This window comes from Kribbella sp. VKM Ac-2568 (assembly GCF_004345365.1).
GTDB classification, from domain to species: Bacteria; Actinomycetota; Actinomycetes; order Propionibacteriales; family Kribbellaceae; genus Kribbella; species Kribbella orskensis.
This window is the reverse complement of sequence record NZ_SLVF01000007.1, coordinates 129392-145904: the sequence shown is the minus strand read 5'-3', so window position 1 is coordinate 145904 and position 16513 is coordinate 129392. Positions and strand designations below refer to the sequence as shown.

Here is a 16513-nt window from a genome sequence, read left to right as displayed (position 1 = left end):
GCTTGCGTGCCTCGCGTTGAGCCGGTACTCCTCTGGGTCTTCTGTTGCGCCTGTGCTCCTGAGTTTCTCTTTTGGAGACTAGTCGGTCCGTGGCCGTTGCGGGAGAGGCGCGCGTACGGACAATTCTGTCCCTGCCGGGTCAGGAAGCTGCCAGCGTGAGGGTGGTCGTTGCCGTCACCCCCGATCGCAGGTAGGTGATCTCGAGGGTGTCGCCGGCCGATCGGGTCAGGGTAGCCACCACGATGTCCTCGCTGCTGCGGGCCGGTTTGCCGTCGATCATGGTGATGATGTCGCCGGGCTTCAGGCCCGCCTTCACCGCTGGACTGCCTGGCTCGACGGCCAGGACGAACAACCCCGGCTCGGTGCCTGAGGCCCTGGCCATCTCCGGCGGAAGCTCCTGCACCTGGAGCCCGGTGGTCGGGTGGCCGGCCTGGCCCGTCTCGATGAGCTTGTCAGCGATCGGCATGGCGAGATCGACCGGGATGGAGAAGCCCAGGCCGACGCTGCCGCCGCCGGAGACCCCGGCCGAGTTCGGCACGGTCGCGATGGCGCTGTTCACCCCGACCAGCCGGCCCGAACAGTCGACCAGCGCGCCACCACTGTTGCCTGGGTTGATCGCGGCGTCGGTCTGGATCGCGCCGATCAGGTGGTGGGTGACGTCGTCCCCGGGCACCGGCACGTACCGGTCCAGGGCGCTGACGATGCCGGAGGTGACCGTGCTGTAGAGGCCGAGCGGCGCGCCAAGAGCGACGACCGGGTCGCCGACCTCCAGCGCCGCTGACGACCCGAGTGCGATCACCGGATACCCCTTCGAGGCGTCGGCCGCCTTCAGCATCGCCAGGTCCGTGCTGGGGTCACGGCCGATGATCTCCGCGTCCGAGCTGTGCCCGTCGCTGTACAGCACCGACACGCTGCCGCCGTTCGCGGCCAGCGAGATCACGTGGTCGTTGGTGAGGATGTAGCCGCCGTCGCGGATGATCTGGCCCGATCCGCTGCCGGCCTGACCGCCGCGGCGGGCGGAGATCGTGACGACCGACGGCAGGACCTGGTTCGCGACCGGGGCCGCGGCGCACATGGCAACCTGGCCGGCCGCTTGCGGATTGCCTGCCGCCGACGACGTGGTGGCCCCGTCGTCGGACAGCGCCCAGACGATGAGTCCGCCGATGACCGCACCCACCAGAGCAGCTCCGCCGATGCCGGCCAGCAGCGTTCGGTTCCGGAGTACGCCGCCGGCGGAGGTCGGTGCGGCGGGGGCCGGCGCCGCAGCTTCCGGGGCGGGAGTCGGGGCGTCCGGCGCTGGTCCCGGGGTGGGCGTCGGCGCCCCCGGCGCAGGGTCCGGGGCGGGCGTCGGGGGGTCCGGCGCGGGCTGCCCGCTGGGTGGATCGGACATCTCGATCTCCTCCGCGCTGGAATCGTGGCGCACCGGCCGGCGAAGGTGGCGGTTCCGCGAGATCAGCCGTCGAAGCGCCGGTCGGGACACAACCCTTCGTCAAGGATCGCTGCCGCCGCCGCCGAAATACTCACCCGAAAGAGGTGATCCAGGCGCTGGATGGCGCACACTAGGGTCATCGACGATCACGGCGCCGGCTGCTGGGAGGTGCGGTCATGGGAGCGGCGGACAACACGCCCCGGCAGCATTGGCGGCGAAGCGGACTCGCGCGCGCGGTCGTGATCGGGCTGGCTCTGGTGGTCGCGGGCATGGCCTACAGCCTGCTGGTGCCGAACGGGGCGGCGGGCGCCGACGGACCCCAGTCGCAGCAGATCGAGGAAGGCCGCAAGCTGTTCGCGGTCGGTTGCGCGAGCTGCCACGGGCTCAACGCCGAAGGCGGCACTGACGGCGAGGGCGAGCAGGCCGGACCGCCGCTGATCGGGGTGGGCGCGGCCGCGGTCGACTTCCAGGTCGGTACGGGCCGGATGCCGGCGACCCAGACCGGTGCCCAGGTGGCGCAGAAGGAGCCGGTGTACACCGATGAGGAGATCGCGGCGCTGGCCGCTTTCGTCGCCTCCCTCGCGCCGGGCCCCGCAATACCGGCCACGGAGGCGTACGACGTCAGCAAGGCGACAGACGACGAAATTGCCCGCGGCGGCGAACTGTTCCGGACCAACTGCACGGCCTGCCACAACTTCGCCGGCCGCGGCGGCGCCCTGCCGAACGGACGCTATGCGCCCTCGCTGATGAACAGCTCGCCCCGGCACATCTACGAGGCGATGCTGACCGGACCCCAGCAGATGCCGGTCTTCTCCGACCAGGTGCTGCTGCCCCAGGACAAGCGCGACATCATCGCCTACGTGGTGAGCCTGCAGGATCAGAAGGATCCGGGTGGCTTCGGTCTGGGACGGCTCGGCCCGGTCTCGGAAGGGCTCTGGGGCTGGTTCGTCGGCATCGGCGCGCTCATCGCGGTCGCGGTGTGGATCGGGGCCAAAGCCCACTGATCCCGGGCTGAGGCCCGCTGATCCGGCGCAAGGCCCGTTGATCCGGCTGGGGCGCTAGCGGAACAGGTCGAGGCCCTGGCCGATCATCACGGTGGCCAGGACCGCCAGCAGAACGACGAGGATCGTGTTCAGGTTGCTCAGCAGCCACTTCTCGAGCGTCTTCAGCGTCGGGGCCGACCGCTCCGCTCCCGCGATGACGACGGCCAGCAGTGGGACGAGAACCGTCAGCGACGCCGCGATGACGAAGCAGGCCGTCGCACCGACCTCCTGTCCCGTGGTGAGGCCGGATCCACCGATCTGGGTGCCCGCGCCGATGACGAGCGGGAGGTTCTTGAGGTTCGCCAGCGCCGCTCCCGCTCCGGTCAGGACCAGGGCGGGGCCGGAGAGCGTCGTGATCTTGTCGACGATCGCCGGGCGGGGCGGGGTTTCACCGGGCGATGGACGTTTGCGCCAGTACCGGACCGCCAGGACCGCGAACAGCACGCCGACCGCCAGCTTGACGAGGTCGACACCGTCATGCGCCGCCTCCGAGCCGTCATCGGTGGCCACGTCCGTCAGCACCACCACGAGTCCGGTCGCGATCGCCAGGGCGCCGACCCAGCCCACCGCGAAGCTCGATCCGGCGCGAATCGGCTGCCTCGACAGCAGCACCAGCACGATGCAGACCATCGGCACCGGACTCAACGCGATTCCCAGCGCCTGCGGAAGCACCGCGCCGATCACCGGCCAGAAGGTCACCCTGCTCACTATGGAGGAGCGGCACCGGCCCAGCAAGACGCCTCCCCGGCCTCCACCTGACCGCCGGCCCACTGCTCGTGGTTTGTTTGAGTTGACGTGTCAACCTATGATGAGTGACGTATCAATCAAATGGCACGAGAGGACGGCGAGTGGTCATGCAGGTGGGGATCTTCGGAGTGGGAGATGTGGTCGCCGACCCGGTCACCGGTCGCCCACCCACGGAGCACGAGCGGATCAAGGCGGTGCTGGAGTACGCCCAGCTGGCCGAGGATGTCGGCCTCGACGTGTTCGCGATCGGCGAGCACCACAACCCGCCCTTCATACCGTCCTCGCCGACGACGATCCTCGGGTACGTCGCCGCCCGGACGTCCAGGTTGCAGCTGTCGACGTCGACGACGCTGATCACCACGAACGACCCGGTGAAGATCGCCGAGGACTACGCGATGCTGCAGCACCTGGCCGACGGCCGGGTCGACCTGATGATGGGCCGCGGCAACACCGGCCCGGTCTACCCGTGGTTCGGGCAGGACATCCGCAACGGCATCGCCCTGGCGGTCGAGAACTACGCGCTGCTGCGCCGCCTGTGGCGCGAGGACGTGGTCGACTGGGAAGGCAAGTTCCGCACCCCGCTGCAGGGCTTCACCTCGACGCCGCGGCCGCTGGACGACGTACCGCCGTTCGTGTGGCACGGCTCGATCCGCAGTCCCGAGATCGCCGAGCAGGCCGCGTACTACGGCGACGGCTTCTTCCACAACAACCTGTTCTGGCCGAAGCGGCACGTGCGGCAGATGATCGAGCTGTACCGCCGCCGCTTCGAGCACTACGGGCACGGTCCGGCCGACCAGGCGATCGTCGGACTCGCCGCCCAGCTCTACGTCCGGAAGAACTCGCAGGACGCGATCAACGAGTTCCGGCCGTACTACGACGCGTCGCCGGTCTACGGTGGCGGCCCGTCGCTGGAGCAGACCTCGCAGGACACGGCGCTGCTGGTCGGCAGCCCGGACCAGGTGATCGAGCGGATCCTGCAGTTCCGTGAGTACGCCGCCGGCGACTACCAGCGGCAACTGTTCAACGTCGACGGACTCGGAATCCCGCACAGGGCGGTGCTCGAGCAGATCGAGCAGTTGGGGGAGATCGCCGCGGTGATTCGCAAGGAGTTCGCCGTCGGCCGTCCGGAGCACGTCCCGGACGCACCGACCCACGCGTCCCTGAAGGCGGCGAAGGAGCTGTCGGCGGAGGCGGTCCGATGAGCCGGAAGATCGTCGTGATCAGCGCGGGGCTGCGGCAGCCGTCGTCGACCCGGTTGCTGGCAGACCGGCTGGCCGAGGCGGCCCGGCGGCAGCTCGAAGCGCTCGGCGCCGAGGTGGACCTCGAGGTGATCGAGGTGCGCGACCACGGGCACGACCTGGTCAACAACCTGATCGTCGGCTATCCGTCCGAGCAGCTCGAGGAGGTGCTCGACCGGGTCAGCCGGGCCGACGGTCTGATCGCCGTCACGCCGACGTTCAGTGCGTCGTACAACGGGCTCTTCAAGATGTTCGTGGACGTGCTCGACGACAGCGCGCTGATCGACAAGCCCGTGCTGATCGCGGCGACCGGAGGGACCGGCCGGCACTCGCTGGTTCTCGAGCATGAGCTCCGCCCGCTGTTCTCCTACCTGCACGCGGTTGTCATGCCCACCGGCGTGTACGCCGCCCCCGAGGACTGGGGCTCCGGCGCGGAGTCCGAGAGCCCGCTCGCGACCCGGATCGACCGAGCCGCAGGAGAACTGGCCCGGGAGGTCGACCGGCGGGAGTCGCCGCTGCCACCCGACCCCTTCGACTCGCCGGACTCCTTCGAGAAACTCCTTGCCTGACAGGATCCTCGGCTTCAAGAGGCGGCCGGCGGGAACTGGGCGATCAGCTCCTCGACCCGGGCCTGTCGGCCCTCTTGGCGGTGGCGCTCCCAGTCCTCACGAGACATCACGCCGCTGATCAGCTCGAGGGCTTCCTCGAGTTCCTCGTCGAGGTAGGGGTTCGGCATCTCCAGACGGTCCCTCATCGCCTCTTCCGCGCCGAACAGCCGAGCTGCGCGGGCCGGCTCACCCTGACGGATCAGGATGTTCATCGCGGTGTTGGCGAAAGCCATCAGGAGACTCGGGCTGCCCAGCGTCACAACGGTGTCGACCAGGCCGCGGGCCAGCTTGCTCGCCTCGTCGACGCGGCCCGCGACCACGAGCAGGTAGGCCAGATTCTGCCCCTGGACCGCGGCCTCGTGGACGTCGCCGAGGTCTTCGAAGAGTTCCCGCGCCTCCATCATCATCGTCTCCGCGCGATCGAGCCGGCCCAGCTCCTCCTCCACGCCGCCGAGGTTGCCGAGGACCCTGGCCAGCTGCCTCTTGTCGTCGAGCAGGCGGAGCCGGTCCAGAGCCTCCCCGAGGCTGTCGCGGGCGGTCTCGAGAGCGCCGAGCTGGAGTTGAACCGTGCCCAGCAGGCTCAGCGCCAGGGCGATACCGGCGTGGTCGTCGAGCGCCTCGGCCAGCTTCAGGCTTCTCGTCGCCAGCTCCTCGGCACGGGCGGTCTCACCTTGCATGACGAGGAGATTCCCCAGCCCGCGCAGGCACGCCACCAGGTCCGGCGACGGTTCCGCGCCCGCCCGCGCGACCACCAGTTCATGCCAGCGGCGACCCTCGGCGAAGTAGCCACCCAACACCCAGACCCAGCCAAGGGCCGCGCAGAGACGAAGACCGGTCGCGAGGTCGCCGGTGGCGTTGTCGTTCGGCGGAACGGCCCAGCCGAGTGCGGCACGGAAGTTGTCGAGCTCGGTCTCGGCAAGCTCGAGCGCGGTCACGTGTGTGGACTCCTCCCGCATCGCCAGGAGCTTCTCGGCCACGGCCGCGTAGTACGCCGCGTGCGCGCCGCGCGCTGCCTCCGCCTCGCCGACCGCCCGCAGTTCGTCGTCGGCGTACTGGCTGATCGTCTCCAGCAGCGCGATCCGCGGACCTCCGTCCGGGCCCTCCGACATCGTGACCAGGCTGGCGTCGATGAGTTCCGCGACGATGTCGAGCGGGTCCTCCTGAGGCGTGCAGGCGACCGTGGCGACCGCATCGAGGTCGGCGCCACCCGAGAAGACGGCCAGTTGCCGGAAGACGCGACGCCGTACCGGGGTGAGCAGGTGGTAGGACCAGGCGATGGTGTCGCGGAGCGTCCGCTGTCGCTCGGGTGTCACGCTGCTGGGTGAGACGATGTCGAGGGACTGGTCGATGCGGTCCAGCAGTGCCTTGGGGCTGAGCAGCCGGACCCGGGTGGCGCAAAGCTCGATGGCGAGGGGGAGCCCGTCCAGGCGGCGGCAGATGGCCACCACGTCGTCGACGTTGTCGGTGGTGAGAGTGAACCTGGGTTGCACGGCCTGGGCGCGTTGCACGAAGAGCTGCACGGCTCCGGAGCTCTGGGCCGCGGCCAGCGTGAGGTCATCCGGCAACGTCAGCGGTGTCACCGGGTGCTGCCGTTCGGCGATGAGTCCGAGCGGTCGTCGCGACGTCGCGATGACAGCGACCCGAGGTGCCGCTTCGAGGATCTGGGCGACGACCTTGGCGGCGCCCTCGAGCTGCTCCAGGTTGTCGAGGACGAGCAGCAGCGCGTGGCGTGCCAGGTGGTTCAGGAGGCCTGCCGGGGTGCGCTCCCTCGCCCCGAGGTCGAGCACCTCGGCGATCGACGTCCACATCACCTCCTCGCTGACCTCCGCCGCGAGGGGTACGAAGTACACGCCGTCGGGAAAGCTGGTCTTCAGCTGAGCGGCCGCCGAGATGGCGAGGCGGGTCTTGCCGGAGCCGCCTGGTCCAGTGAGTGTCACCAGGCGGTTGTCCGGAGTACAGAGCATTTCCGTCAACCGCGCCAGGTCGGGCTCTCTGCCGAGCAGCGGAGTCGCCGTGGCGGGCAGGCTCGTCGGCGTTCCGAGGGTGCGGAGTGGTGGGAATTCCTCTTGCAGGCCCGCGACCGTCAGTTGGTAGAGATGCTCGGGTTCGTGGATGTCCTTCAGGTGGTGGGTGCCGAGGTCACGCAGGGAGACGCCGTCCGGGAGCTCGGCGAGGTCTCCGGTCGCGGCGGAGATCACCACCTGACCGCCGTTCGCGGCCGAGGAGATCCGCGCGGCCCGGTGCACGTCCATCCCCCAGTAGTCGCCATCGTGCACGCCGGGGGAGCCGGTATGGATCCCCATCCGCACACGCAGCCGCTCGCCACCCGGCCAGTGATGGTCCTCCAGCCGCCGCTGACCCTCCGCGGCTGCCTCCAGCGCATCAGTAGCCGTCGGGAAGACGACGAAAAAGCTGTCTCCCTCCGTACCGACCTCAGTACCGCCGGTCGCCGCCCAGACGCCCCGCAGGATCCGGCGATGACTGTCGAGCACGTCGACATAAGTCGGCCCGAGCCGAGTCAGCAGCAGCGTGGACCCCTCGATGTCCGAGAACAACATCGAGACCCTCCCCGCCGGCAAGTCCCTCATCCGCCGCCCCACATGCCGAAAGTCTCCCAGACCACGCGCCCCTACTGCTCGCCAATTTGCCCGGCGGTAGGACGTCGCAGTACGGCGGTCACGCATAGTCTCGCCGCATGAACACTCCGTCGACGCCGGTGTTCCTCCGCCCACTCGCCTTGCCAGACGTGGAGATCTACGCCTTCTGGGGCCTGGACCGCCGCTTCTGCGAACACGCCGGCTGGACCGTCGACAAACCCCTGCCCGCCCACGAGGCGCACTGGCGCAGTTTGATCACCGACCCGAAACCCGGCCTCGAGCACGGCTTCAACCACCTTGGCCTCGATGAGCTCCGAGCCGAAGCCATGGATGCGAACCACGCGTCAGTCCGCATCCTCACCTCGCTCGCCATGACCGAGACCGGGAAAGGCACTGAAGAGGCCTTTCTGGGCACGACCAGCTTCTACCGCCAGTTCTCTGTCACCAAGGCGGAATGGGATCGCCGTACGGCGTCCTGAAGTTGCCCAAGGCAACCATCGGCGCTATTGGCCCAGGCGGAGGTAGAGGTCGCGTAGGAGGGCGATCTCTGCGCCGTGATGGCCGCGCCCGCGCCTGCGGCCTCCTCCAGGTCACCGGCTGTCCGACCGGGCTGAATCACCACCTCAATCACATCGACGATGTGATGCCCGGTCACCACATCGCTTCCTAGGTTCGCCTTGAAGCCGCGGTATCCGCCTCGGCAACTCGGAACGAGGGAAGCGGTCATGACCGTCACCACCACCAAGCTCACCCGGGCAGCCGGCCTGTCGGCGGTTGTCGCCGGCCTGCAGTTGATCTCCGTGCCCACTGTGCGCGACGCCCAGCTCGACCCGGCCGGTGCGGAATGACCCCGCGACCCCGGCCAGTCGACCGAAACCGTCCGGCCGCTGTGAAGGGGACCCGATCGGGGCGGTGGGTTCCTGTCGCGCTGGTGGGGCTCAGCCTGATTCCCGTTCTCGCAGGCATCTCCCGGCTCGTCGTACTCGCGGGCGGCCCGGAGATGCTGCTCCCGGCGGATCCTCGCTCCGAGGCCTCGCCTGTGCCCATCGTCCTGCACGTCGTGTCCGCGATCGGCTTCGCCGTCCTCGGCGCGTTCCAGTTCTCGGCCGGGATCCGTCGCCGCCGGCCGCGTTGGCACCGTCGCGCCGGGCGCGTGCTGGTGGTGCTCGGCCTGGTGGTCGCGCTCTCGGCCCTGTGGCTGACGCTGTTCTACCCCCGCCAGGAGAACACCGGTGATCTCCTGTACCTGTTCCGGTTGCTGGCCGCTTCAGGGCTCGGCGCCAGCATCATCCTCGGCTTCGCCGCCATCCGGAACCGTGAGATCGCCCGCCACCGTGCCTGGATGATCCGTGCGTACGCGTTGGCCCTGGGCGCCGGCACCCAGGTGTTCACCCAGGGCATCGGAGAGGCCGTCCTCGGTGCCGGCGCGATCCGCACCGACCTCATGCTGGGGTCAGCCTGGGTCATCAATCTCGCCGTCGCCGGGTGGGTCATCCGCCGACCGGCGGCTCGCCGAGCACGCACCAGAGCAGCGTTGGTGGGGTCCCCATGAGCCCGCGGCCGCACGCACCCGAGTACTACGAGTTCCGGATCGACGGACACCTCGACGACCACTGGTCGGTCTGGCTGGACGGTCTGACCCTCACCCACGGGGCCGACGGCACCACCACGCTGCGCGGCGCCGGGATCGACCAGGCGAAACTCCACGGCCTGCTCACCAAGCTGCGCGACCTCGGCGCCGTCCTGATCTCCGTCGAGGCGATCGACCCACCCGACCGGTACGGCGGCCGGCCGGCCGGGCTCAGCCCTTCGGACGCGGCAGATCCATCACCGCGGTGAGGGCGTTCGCGCGAAGCTCGGGTGTGACGGCGTGGGGGTCGAGGAGTTGCTGCAGGAACAGACCGGCATCAAGCGCCAGCACGAGGGCAGCCACCTCGTCCGCCGTCAGCGGCAGCTCGTCCCCACGTGCCGCGTCACGCTCGGAGATCGCAGCGGCCAGCCTGTCCCGCATCCGCTGGTAACGCTCGGCGAGGGCGGCCTTCGCTGCCGCATCGCGGGCGGCGTACAGCCAGAACTCCAGCATCAGCAGTCCGAAGGAGCCGCCCGCGGCGTTCTGCTCGATCGCTGCGTCACGCAGGCTGGTGCGCAGGTCGGCAGTCGAGGCGTTCTCGAGCAGCAGGTCCAGCTGGGCGAGCTGGTCCTCGAGGTGGCGGTCGATCAAAGCGAGGATGAGCGCGTCCTTGCCGGCGAAGTTGGCGTACACCGCGCCTTTCGTATAACCGGCGGTTCGGGCGATGTCGTCGATGGTGGCGGCATGGAAGCCACTCCGGGCGAACTCGGCCGCCGCGGCGTCCAGCACCCGGTTCGTCGTCTGCGCACGGCGTTCTGCCTGTCGCAATGTCAGCTCCTCGGTCAGTTAGATACCAACAGGTATATAATACTAGCGGGTATGTAACTTGTCATCGCACAGGCTGGGAGATGGTGACCGTGGAGGACCAACGAGGTAGGCGTGACGGTGGACCACGTGCGAGTCGCGTGTCCGCGCGGACCCTTCGCGGGTGGCGGTGGCGCCTGGGGAATGCGCTCGTCACCGTCTTCGCGCGAGCGGGAGTCGGGCCGATCGCGCTGCTGACCACGACCGGTCGTACGACGGGGCGCCCGCACACGGTGCCCGTCGTACCGATCGACCACGCCGGCTCGAGGTGGCTGGTGGCGCCGTACGGACCGGTCGGCTGGGTTCACAACGCCCTCGCCGGCGGCGCTGTAGTCCTGTCCTACGGGCGCCAGCGGATCAGCTACACCGTGCGCGAAGCGACACCGACCGAAGCCGGGCCGGTCCTCAAGCGCTACGCCACGGTCGCTACGCGGACACGACACTGCTTCGCCGCCGGGATCGATGACCCGGTCGAGGCATTCGTCGCCGAGGCGAGCGAACATCCGGTCCTCGAACTCCGGCCAGCTCTGGCTTGACCTGGAGTGCGCTGGGGCTCACGCCAGCTGTACCGCCGTCGCCCGCCGGCGTCCCGCAGTACCGGCCCCACGTGGGTCAGTTGGTCAGGTGGGCGGTGATCTGCTCGGTGCCTCCTGGGTTGTCGGTGATGTCGGCGGTGCCGTGGGCGTTGCGGTAGCGGCCGGTGCCGCCGGTGACGGCGAACGTGGTCTTGAGCGGCTCGGTCGGTGGTCCGGTGGGGCCGTCGGCGATGGCCTGGAGGGTGAGTTGTCCCTCCGGGAGGGCGATCGTCATCTGCCAGTTGCAGGTCATCGCCTGCGGGGTCGCCTTCACCACGGTGCAGGTGACCCCGTCGGTGCCGACGGGCTTGCCGTTGCGGAAGACCTTGTCGGAGCTGACGATCTGGTCCCCGAGCCCGAGGGCGGGTCCGGGGGTGCCGACGTCGATGACGGCGAACTGCTCGGTATGGGCGGTGAGGTTGAGTACTTCGCCGCCGGACCCGTAGGCGACCGATCCGCCGAGGGCGCCGGCGAGGCAGGCTGTGACGACGGCCGCGGCGGTGTGGATGCTGCGCATTGGAACTTCTCCTTGTACGAGTAGTGGTGTTGCAACGAGAGTGCGGCGATACCCGCCGCCCGGACATCCGTGGCAGCTACGGAGTTAGCCCACGGCAACTCCCTGTTCAGCGGCAGGGCTCTGGGGTCTACTGAGACTCGTGACTGCGGCACCGGGCCTGTCCGCACTGATCGGTCGCGACAAGGAAGCGGCCGTACTGCGGCGCGCGGTCGACGGGGTGGGCTCCGACACGGGCGGGGTCGTCGTGGTCACCGGCGAGGCGGGCATCGGCAAGTCGCGACTGCTTCGTGAAGCCGCCCGCTCTGCCGCAGAAGCAGGCCTGACGGTGCTGTCGGGACGCGCGGTCCCGCAGGGCGGGGCCTATCGTCCGCTGGTGGATGCTCTGCTCGGACAGTTGCGTGACGCAACGGTCACCGAGTCGCCGGACCTGAGGCCCTTCCGGTCCGCGCTGTCTCGCCTGATCCCCGGCTGGTCCGGATCGGACCCGGTCGCCGATCCGGCCGTCGACTCCGTGGTTGTCCTTGGTGAGGGTCTGTTGAGGCTCCTGCGCAGGGTAGGCGGTGACACCGGATGTGTTGTCATCCTGGATGACCTGCACTGGGCAGATGCCGACAGTCTCGCGTTGCTCGAGTTCCTCGCCGGTGCGGTCGGTACGTCGCGAATCCTGGTCCTGGGCGCAGCACGGTCCGACGAGCGGTGGGCTCGGGACCGGCTCGTCGCGAACGAGGACGTGCTCACCATCGCCCTGGAGCGGTTCGACCGGGAGGACATCGTCGCGCTCCTGACCAGCCGCTGGCAGCAGGAGGCGCAGCTGCCGCCGGAGTTCGAGGACCTGATCGTGGCGCGTTCCGAAGGCGTGCCGCTCGTGGTGGAAGAGCTTCTGGCGGGGCTGGTGGAGTCGGGAGCCCCGACCAGCGACGTACAGCAACTAGCTGTTCCGGCCGGACTGGCGGCACTCGTGGCCCGCCGCCTGGCGGCTTTGACGGAGGATCAACGCAAGGTCGTTCACGCGGCCGCGGTGCTCGGCCGTGAGGTCGACTGGGCGTTGCTTCCATTGGTGTCCACCCTCGACGAGGACGCCGTTCTCGGCGGGCTTCGTGCCGCCGCCGACAATCACCTGCTGGTACCGGCCGGGTCTCCTGGGCGGCTCAGTTGGCGTCACGGGCTGATCCGTGACGCCGTCCTCACCATGCTCGGACCCGGTGAGCACAGCGTGCTGGCCCGCCGCGCGGCCGAGGCACACCTCAGCGGGACCAGCGCTGCTCAAGACGACATCGCCGCAGCGGTAGAGCTCTTCGTCGTCGCAGGTGACGGGCCACGCGCGGCGCAATTACTGACCGACCTTGCCCGGCAGGCGATCGCGGTCGGTGCCCTCGGTACCGCGGACGAGCAGCTCGAGTACGCAGTACGGCTTGCGCCGAGCGGGTCTGATCTTGCTGCCGAGCGGGTCCGGGTCCAGACGTTGTCGGGGCGGATGGATGCCGCGTTCGCAACAGGTGACGCGGCCCTCGGGAAGATGTCGGGCGACCGGCATGCCGAGCTGTGCTTTCAGCTGGCGCAGGCCGCGCTGGCGGCCGGTCGCTGGGATCGCGCAAGCGGGTACCTGGAGCGAGCCGGCCGACCGGCGGATGCCCGTACTCCAGCGATCGCCGCTGACGTTGCCTTTGGCAACGGTCAGGTGAGCCAGGCGGCAGAACTCGCCCACCGGGCAGTGGAGCAGGCGGAACGCGACGACATGCCGGAGCAGTGTTGCGCGGCGCTGGAGGTCCTCGGGCGCTGCGCTCGGGAGACCGATCCGGAAGCTGCGGCCGCCGCGTTCCGGCGGGCCGCGCAGGTCGCCGCCGACCACGGACTGACACCCGCCAGGATCAGTGCGCTGCTCGCGCTCGGCACGATCGAGCTGCTCGACTCGGAATCGTCCGCCACCCTGATGGAAGCCCGCCGGCTGGCGCTCGACTGCGGGATGCTCGGCCGGGTGTGCGACATCGACCAGTTGCTCACCGATTGCGCTCTGGTCGTCGACGGTCCTGCGGCGGGCGAGTCGGCGGGTCGGCGTACTGCGGAGCTGGCCGCGGGCATCCGGCTGTACCGGGTACAGGCGATGACCGAGATGATGGTGGCGTCCGGAGCCGGAGCGCGGGGTGATCTGGCGGCGATGGCGGCGGCTCTCGATGCTGCCGCGCGGCGGCCCGACGCACCGTTCGAGGTGACCGCCGGGCGGCCTTGCATCGAGGCGATGGTGCCGCTCGTCGGCCACGATCTGCCGCGGGCCGGAGAGTTGCTCGACCTCGGCATCGGCGCGCTGGCGGCGCGTGGTTCGTCGGCGCCGATCGGCCATTGGGGCCTGTGGGCTTTGGTCCGGACCGTGCTCGACGACCGGGGAGCCGAGGCTCGCGAGACGTTGCGGCACGCGCCGCCGGTGATGCGGGCGATCAATCGAGCCGCACTGGACTTCGCCGACGCGGTTGCCGCCGGCCGAGCGGGCCGCTCGGCTGAAGCGATCGCCCTGCTGGCTGCCGGAACCGAGATCCTGCCGAGCCAGCACTGGTGGCGCAGGCTGTTGCTGTTGCTTACCGCCGAGGCAATGATCGCCGACGAGTGGGGCGACCCCGTCTCCCTGCTGCGAGCGGACCTCACCGCTTTCGAAGCCGATGGCGACGACCAGCTCGCGCGGACCTGCCGGACGCTGCTGCGCCGAGCCGGTGTGACCGTACGCCGGGGCCGCGGGAGCGCCGCAGTACCGCCGGCGCTGCGCGCGATCGGGGTGACGAGCCGCGAGATGGACGTCCTCGGCCTGGTCGCCGATCGGCTGACGAACCAGCAGGTCGCCGAGCGGCTCTTCCTGTCGCCGCGCACGGTGGAAACCCATGTCACGAACCTGCTGGCCAAGACGGGGACCACCAGCCGGGCCCAACTCGTCGCGTACGCGGCACGGGTTGATCGCGATGCCTTAAGTCCGTAGGGAGCACGGATCCGCGGGCGGTGCCGCAGGCGGAGTCTCGGAGCTGTTGACCTCGTGTCCAGACGAGGTCCGGACCGGAAGGACTCCCGAAATGATCATCGGCTACGACTACATGGGTGCGATCGCCCAGGGCCGCATCGCCGACCACCGTCGCGATGCGGACCGATGCCACTTCAGTGCGGGCAAGGAATCACGCTGGCGCCCGCGGCTGATGGCGGCTCTGCGGGCGATCGCCTTCGCCTCGGCAGCGCAGTACTCGCTGCCGTCCCTGCCCGAGTTCCGCGACTACCCGGTACGCCGGCCGTGAGCGCGAACCGGAAGTCCACGACGAGCAGAGTCGAGCAGATCGACGTACTCGTCGTGGGCGCGGGGCCTGCGGGTCTCGCCACCGCGATCAGTCTGGCCCGCCACGGGAGCTCGCCGCTCGTGGTCGAACGGCATCCCGGTACGTCGATCTTCCCGCGGGCGACGCTCGTCAGCACCCGGACGATGGAGTGCCTTCGAACCTGGGGTCTGGACGAGGACGTCCGGGCCGGCGGGATGGACGTCCAGCCGATGATGTCGGTGTCGGCCACGTTGGCGGACCCCCGTCACACGCTGGTGTCGATGGGAGTCCCGTCGGCCGGCGAACTGCGGTCGATCAGCCCCACGACGCCGTGCCTTTGCCCGCAGGACCACCTCGAACCTGTCCTCGCGGAGCACCTCCTTGGTCTCGGCGGCGAACTGGTCTTCGAGACTGAGGTGGTCTCCTTTGATCAGGACGCCACTGGGGTGACGGTGTCGCTGCGCGACCGCAGTACCGGGGCTGTTCGAGTGGTGCGAGCTGCGTACGTCGTGGGCGCCGACGGTGCCCGCAGCACGATCCGGGCGGGCCTCGGGGTGCGGATGGAGGGGCCGGACAATCTCGCCAACCTCGTCAGTGCGCTGTTCCGCGCCGACCTTCGGGACACGGTGGGGGAGCGGCCGTGCGGGTTGTACCGGATCGAGACGCCGGAGGCCGCGGGTGTTCTGCTGCCGACCAGCGCTGGCAATCGCTGGGTGTACGGGCGGGAGTGGCATCCGGAGCTCGGTGAGCAGTTGACGGACTACACGATCGAGCGTTGCACCGAACTGATCCGGGCAGCGACCGGGTTGCCGGAGCTGGACCTCAGTGTTGTTGCTGTGCAGGCGTTCGAGTTCGCGGCGCAGGTGGCCGAACGCAGTCGTGAGGGCCGGATCTTCCTGGTCGGGGACGCCGCCCATCGGATGACCCCGGTCGGAGGGATGGGCATGAACACCGCCTTCCTGGACGGCCACAACCTCGGCTGGAAACTGGCCTGGGTACTGCGGGGCTGGGCTGGCGAGGCGCTGCTGGACAGCTACGAGGCCGAGCGGCGACCGGTCGGCGTACGGAACACGCTGAGATCGATGGGTGACACCGGCCGGTCCAACGCCGACGGCCTCACCGACGACCTCGGCGTCAGGTACTGCTCGGAGGTCATCCCCGATGGTGGTGGACAGGACTCGGGCGAGTTCCGTCAGTCGGCTCGCCCCGGCGACCGTGCCCCTCATCTGCAGGTCTGCGTAGAGGGATGCGCGGTGTCGACCCAGGACCTCTTCGGCGAACATCTAACCTTGCTGCTCGGCGCTGCTGGTGACCCGTGGGAAGGAGCAATCGCCGACTGCCCGCTGGTCGTGCTGCGCTGTGGCACCGACTTCCAGGACCCGACCGGCACCTTCCACAACCTCTACGGCATCGATCAGGACGGCGCCGTCCTCGTCCGCCCCGACGGCCACGTCGCCTGGCGCTCCCGAACCGCCGCCACAGATCCGCTGACCACCCTCTACTCAGCAATCACCACCTCCCTCGGCGTACCGAACCTCCGGCAGCCCAGGTCAGCCGCGTGACCCGGGCTGTCGGATAGGGCTTTGCTAGGTCTGAATCGCGCCGAGCTGTTTCAGCTGTGAGAGGACGTCGACGACTCCCCAGGTCTCGGCGATCCGGCCGTCGGCGAAGCGGAGGATGAAGATCTCGTTGTAGGTAACGGATCTGCCGGTGGGTGGTAAGCCCATGTATTCACCCTGGTGGGTCCCGGTGACCGTGTGCCGGGCGACCACCCTGTCGCCCTCTTCGATCAGATCCTCGACGGCGATGTGGAGGTCGGGGAACGCTCGGTGGAGCCTCGCGTACACCTCCTTGATCGCTCGCGCCCCGGTCTCCAGAATCGGTAACGGGGTGCTCATCCGCACATCGGGCTGGAAGACCTCGTCGACAGTCGTCGAGATGAGTTCCTCATCGTGGGTGTTGCTGGCGTCGAGGACGCGCCTGAACGCCGCTTTGTTGCTTGTTTCCTGGCCAGTTGACGAAAGGGTGTCGTTCATAC

The 16513-nt window shown here is 69.4% G+C and carries 17 protein-coding genes; 11 read left to right on the top strand and 6 right to left on the bottom strand.

All coding sequences use genetic code 11. The features are described from left to right. Positions 1-139 precede the first annotated feature (139 nt). Entirely contained in the window at positions 140-1390 is a 1251-nt protein-coding gene (locus EV648_RS21485) for a S1C family serine protease (RefSeq protein ID WP_199234743.1), read from the bottom strand. A gap of 215 nt (positions 1391-1605) precedes the next feature. Between EV648_RS21485 and EV648_RS21480 the strand changes: the two genes are divergently transcribed. Then, positions 1606-2433, top strand: a complete 828-nt coding sequence (locus tag EV648_RS21480; protein WP_132294559.1) for a c-type cytochrome — start codon at positions 1606-1608, stop codon at positions 2431-2433. Between the two features lie 54 nt (positions 2434-2487). Here the strand turns inward: EV648_RS21480 and EV648_RS21475 are convergent, their stop codons facing one another. After that, a complete protein-coding gene (locus tag EV648_RS21475; RefSeq protein WP_132294556.1) occupies positions 2488-3171 on the bottom strand; it encodes a GAP family protein in 684 nt (227 codons plus the stop codon). Between the two features lie 155 nt (positions 3172-3326). Here EV648_RS21475 and EV648_RS21470 point away from each other — a divergent pair, with 155 nt between their 5' ends. Together EV648_RS21470 and EV648_RS21465 are read left to right on the top strand one after the other, a co-directional pair. Continuing rightward, positions 3327-4421, top strand: a complete 1095-nt coding sequence (locus tag EV648_RS21470) for an LLM class flavin-dependent oxidoreductase (protein WP_132294553.1) — start codon at positions 3327-3329, stop codon at positions 4419-4421. Further along, positions 4418-5026, top strand: a complete 609-nt coding sequence (locus EV648_RS21465; RefSeq protein ID WP_132294550.1) for an FMN reductase — start codon at positions 4418-4420, stop codon at positions 5024-5026. The genes EV648_RS21470 and EV648_RS21465 overlap by 4 nt, the downstream gene beginning before the upstream one ends. A 14-nt stretch (positions 5027-5040) precedes the next feature. Here EV648_RS21465 and EV648_RS21460 read toward each other — a convergent pair whose 3' ends face one another. Beyond that, positions 5041-7623, bottom strand: coding sequence for a tetratricopeptide repeat protein (locus EV648_RS21460; protein WP_158294042.1), 2583 nt, complete (start codon positions 7621-7623; stop codon positions 5041-5043). Positions 7624-7760: 137 nt separating this feature from the next. On the opposite strand from EV648_RS21460, the gene EV648_RS21455 reads away from it, so the two are divergent. From EV648_RS21455 to EV648_RS21445, 4 genes are all read left to right on the top strand, one after another. Further along, positions 7761-8141 (top strand): GNAT family N-acetyltransferase, encoded by a 381-nt coding sequence (locus tag EV648_RS21455; protein ID WP_132294544.1) that lies wholly within the window; start codon positions 7761-7763, stop codon positions 8139-8141. A 246-nt stretch (positions 8142-8387) separates the two neighbouring features. Next, positions 8388-8510, top strand: coding sequence for a hypothetical protein (locus EV648_RS44775; protein ID WP_255512857.1), 123 nt, complete (start codon positions 8388-8390; stop codon positions 8508-8510). An 83-nt stretch (positions 8511-8593) separates the two neighbouring features. Next, positions 8594-9214 (top strand): DUF2306 domain-containing protein, encoded by a 621-nt coding sequence (locus tag EV648_RS21450; RefSeq protein ID WP_241995442.1) that lies wholly within the window; start codon positions 8594-8596, stop codon positions 9212-9214. Beyond that, positions 9211-9501: a hypothetical protein gene (locus tag EV648_RS21445; RefSeq protein WP_132294538.1), complete on the top strand. Its 291-nt coding sequence runs from the start codon at positions 9211-9213 to the stop codon at positions 9499-9501. Before EV648_RS21450 ends, EV648_RS21445 begins: the two co-directional genes overlap by 4 nt. On the opposite strand, the gene EV648_RS21440 is transcribed toward EV648_RS21445, so the two are convergent. Next, a complete protein-coding gene (locus EV648_RS21440) occupies positions 9464-10060 on the bottom strand; it encodes a TetR/AcrR family transcriptional regulator (protein ID WP_132294535.1) in 597 nt (198 codons plus the stop codon). The genes EV648_RS21445 and EV648_RS21440 overlap by 38 nt on opposite strands. Positions 10061-10197: 137 nt before the next feature. On the opposite strand from EV648_RS21440, the gene EV648_RS21435 reads away from it, so the two are divergent. Next, the gene (locus EV648_RS21435; RefSeq protein ID WP_199234742.1) at positions 10198-10632 is read left to right on the top strand and encodes a nitroreductase family deazaflavin-dependent oxidoreductase; all 435 of its coding nucleotides are present in this window, start codon (positions 10198-10200) and stop codon (positions 10630-10632) included. Positions 10633-10708: 76 nt separating this feature from the next. Here the strand turns inward: EV648_RS21435 and EV648_RS21430 are convergent, their stop codons facing one another. Next, the gene (locus EV648_RS21430; protein ID WP_132294529.1) at positions 10709-11188 is read right to left on the bottom strand and encodes a hypothetical protein; all 480 of its coding nucleotides are present in this window, start codon (positions 11186-11188) and stop codon (positions 10709-10711) included. Between the two features lie 139 nt (positions 11189-11327). Between EV648_RS21430 and EV648_RS21425 the strand changes: the two genes are divergently transcribed. From EV648_RS21425 to EV648_RS21420, 3 genes are all read left to right on the top strand, one after another. Next, positions 11328-14150 carry an AAA family ATPase gene (locus EV648_RS21425; RefSeq protein WP_132294526.1) on the top strand — a complete coding sequence of 941 codons (2823 nt, stop codon included), beginning with the start codon at positions 11328-11330 and terminating at the stop codon, positions 14148-14150. A gap of 91 nt (positions 14151-14241) precedes the next feature. After that, positions 14242-14457 carry a hypothetical protein gene (locus EV648_RS42670; RefSeq protein ID WP_158294041.1) on the top strand — a complete coding sequence of 72 codons (216 nt, stop codon included), beginning with the start codon at positions 14242-14244 and terminating at the stop codon, positions 14455-14457. Next, a complete protein-coding gene (locus tag EV648_RS21420) occupies positions 14454-16037 on the top strand; it encodes an FAD-dependent monooxygenase (protein WP_158294040.1) in 1584 nt (527 codons plus the stop codon). Before EV648_RS42670 ends, EV648_RS21420 begins: the two co-directional genes overlap by 4 nt. A gap of 24 nt (positions 16038-16061) precedes the next feature. Here the strand turns inward: EV648_RS21420 and EV648_RS21415 are convergent, their stop codons facing one another. Beyond that, positions 16062-16511, bottom strand: a complete 450-nt coding sequence (locus EV648_RS21415; protein WP_132294520.1) for an ester cyclase — start codon at positions 16509-16511, stop codon at positions 16062-16064. Positions 16512-16513: the final 2 nt, after the last annotated feature.

Bases quoted from the DNA above. Each gene is read 5' to 3' on its own strand.
- EV648_RS21470 (WP_132294553.1), top strand. From the start codon at position 3,327: ATGCAGGTGGGGATCTTCGGAGTGGGAGATGTGGTCGCCGACCCGGTC.
- EV648_RS21455 (WP_132294544.1), top strand. From the start codon at position 7,761: ATGAACACTCCGTCGACGCCGGTGTTCCTCCGCCCACTCGCCTTGCCA.
- EV648_RS44775 (WP_255512857.1), top strand. From the start codon at position 8,388: ATGACCGTCACCACCACCAAGCTCACCCGGGCAGCCGGCCTGTCGGCG.
- EV648_RS21415 (WP_132294520.1), bottom strand. From the start codon at position 16,511: ATGAACGACACCCTTTCGTCAACTGGCCAGGAAACAAGCAACAAAGCG.
- EV648_RS21485 (WP_199234743.1), bottom strand. From the start codon at position 1,390: ATGTCCGATCCACCCAGCGGGCAGCCCGCGCCGGACCCCCCGACGCCC.
- EV648_RS21480 (WP_132294559.1), top strand. From the start codon at position 1,606: ATGGGAGCGGCGGACAACACGCCCCGGCAGCATTGGCGGCGAAGCGGA.
- EV648_RS42670 (WP_158294041.1), top strand. From the start codon at position 14,242: ATGATCATCGGCTACGACTACATGGGTGCGATCGCCCAGGGCCGCATC.
- EV648_RS21460 (WP_158294042.1), bottom strand. From the start codon at position 7,623: ATGTTGTTCTCGGACATCGAGGGGTCCACGCTGCTGCTGACTCGGCTC.
- EV648_RS21445 (WP_132294538.1), top strand. From the start codon at position 9,211: ATGAGCCCGCGGCCGCACGCACCCGAGTACTACGAGTTCCGGATCGAC.
- EV648_RS21465 (WP_132294550.1), top strand. From the start codon at position 4,418: ATGAGCCGGAAGATCGTCGTGATCAGCGCGGGGCTGCGGCAGCCGTCG.
- EV648_RS21430 (WP_132294529.1), bottom strand. From the start codon at position 11,188: ATGCGCAGCATCCACACCGCCGCGGCCGTCGTCACAGCCTGCCTCGCC.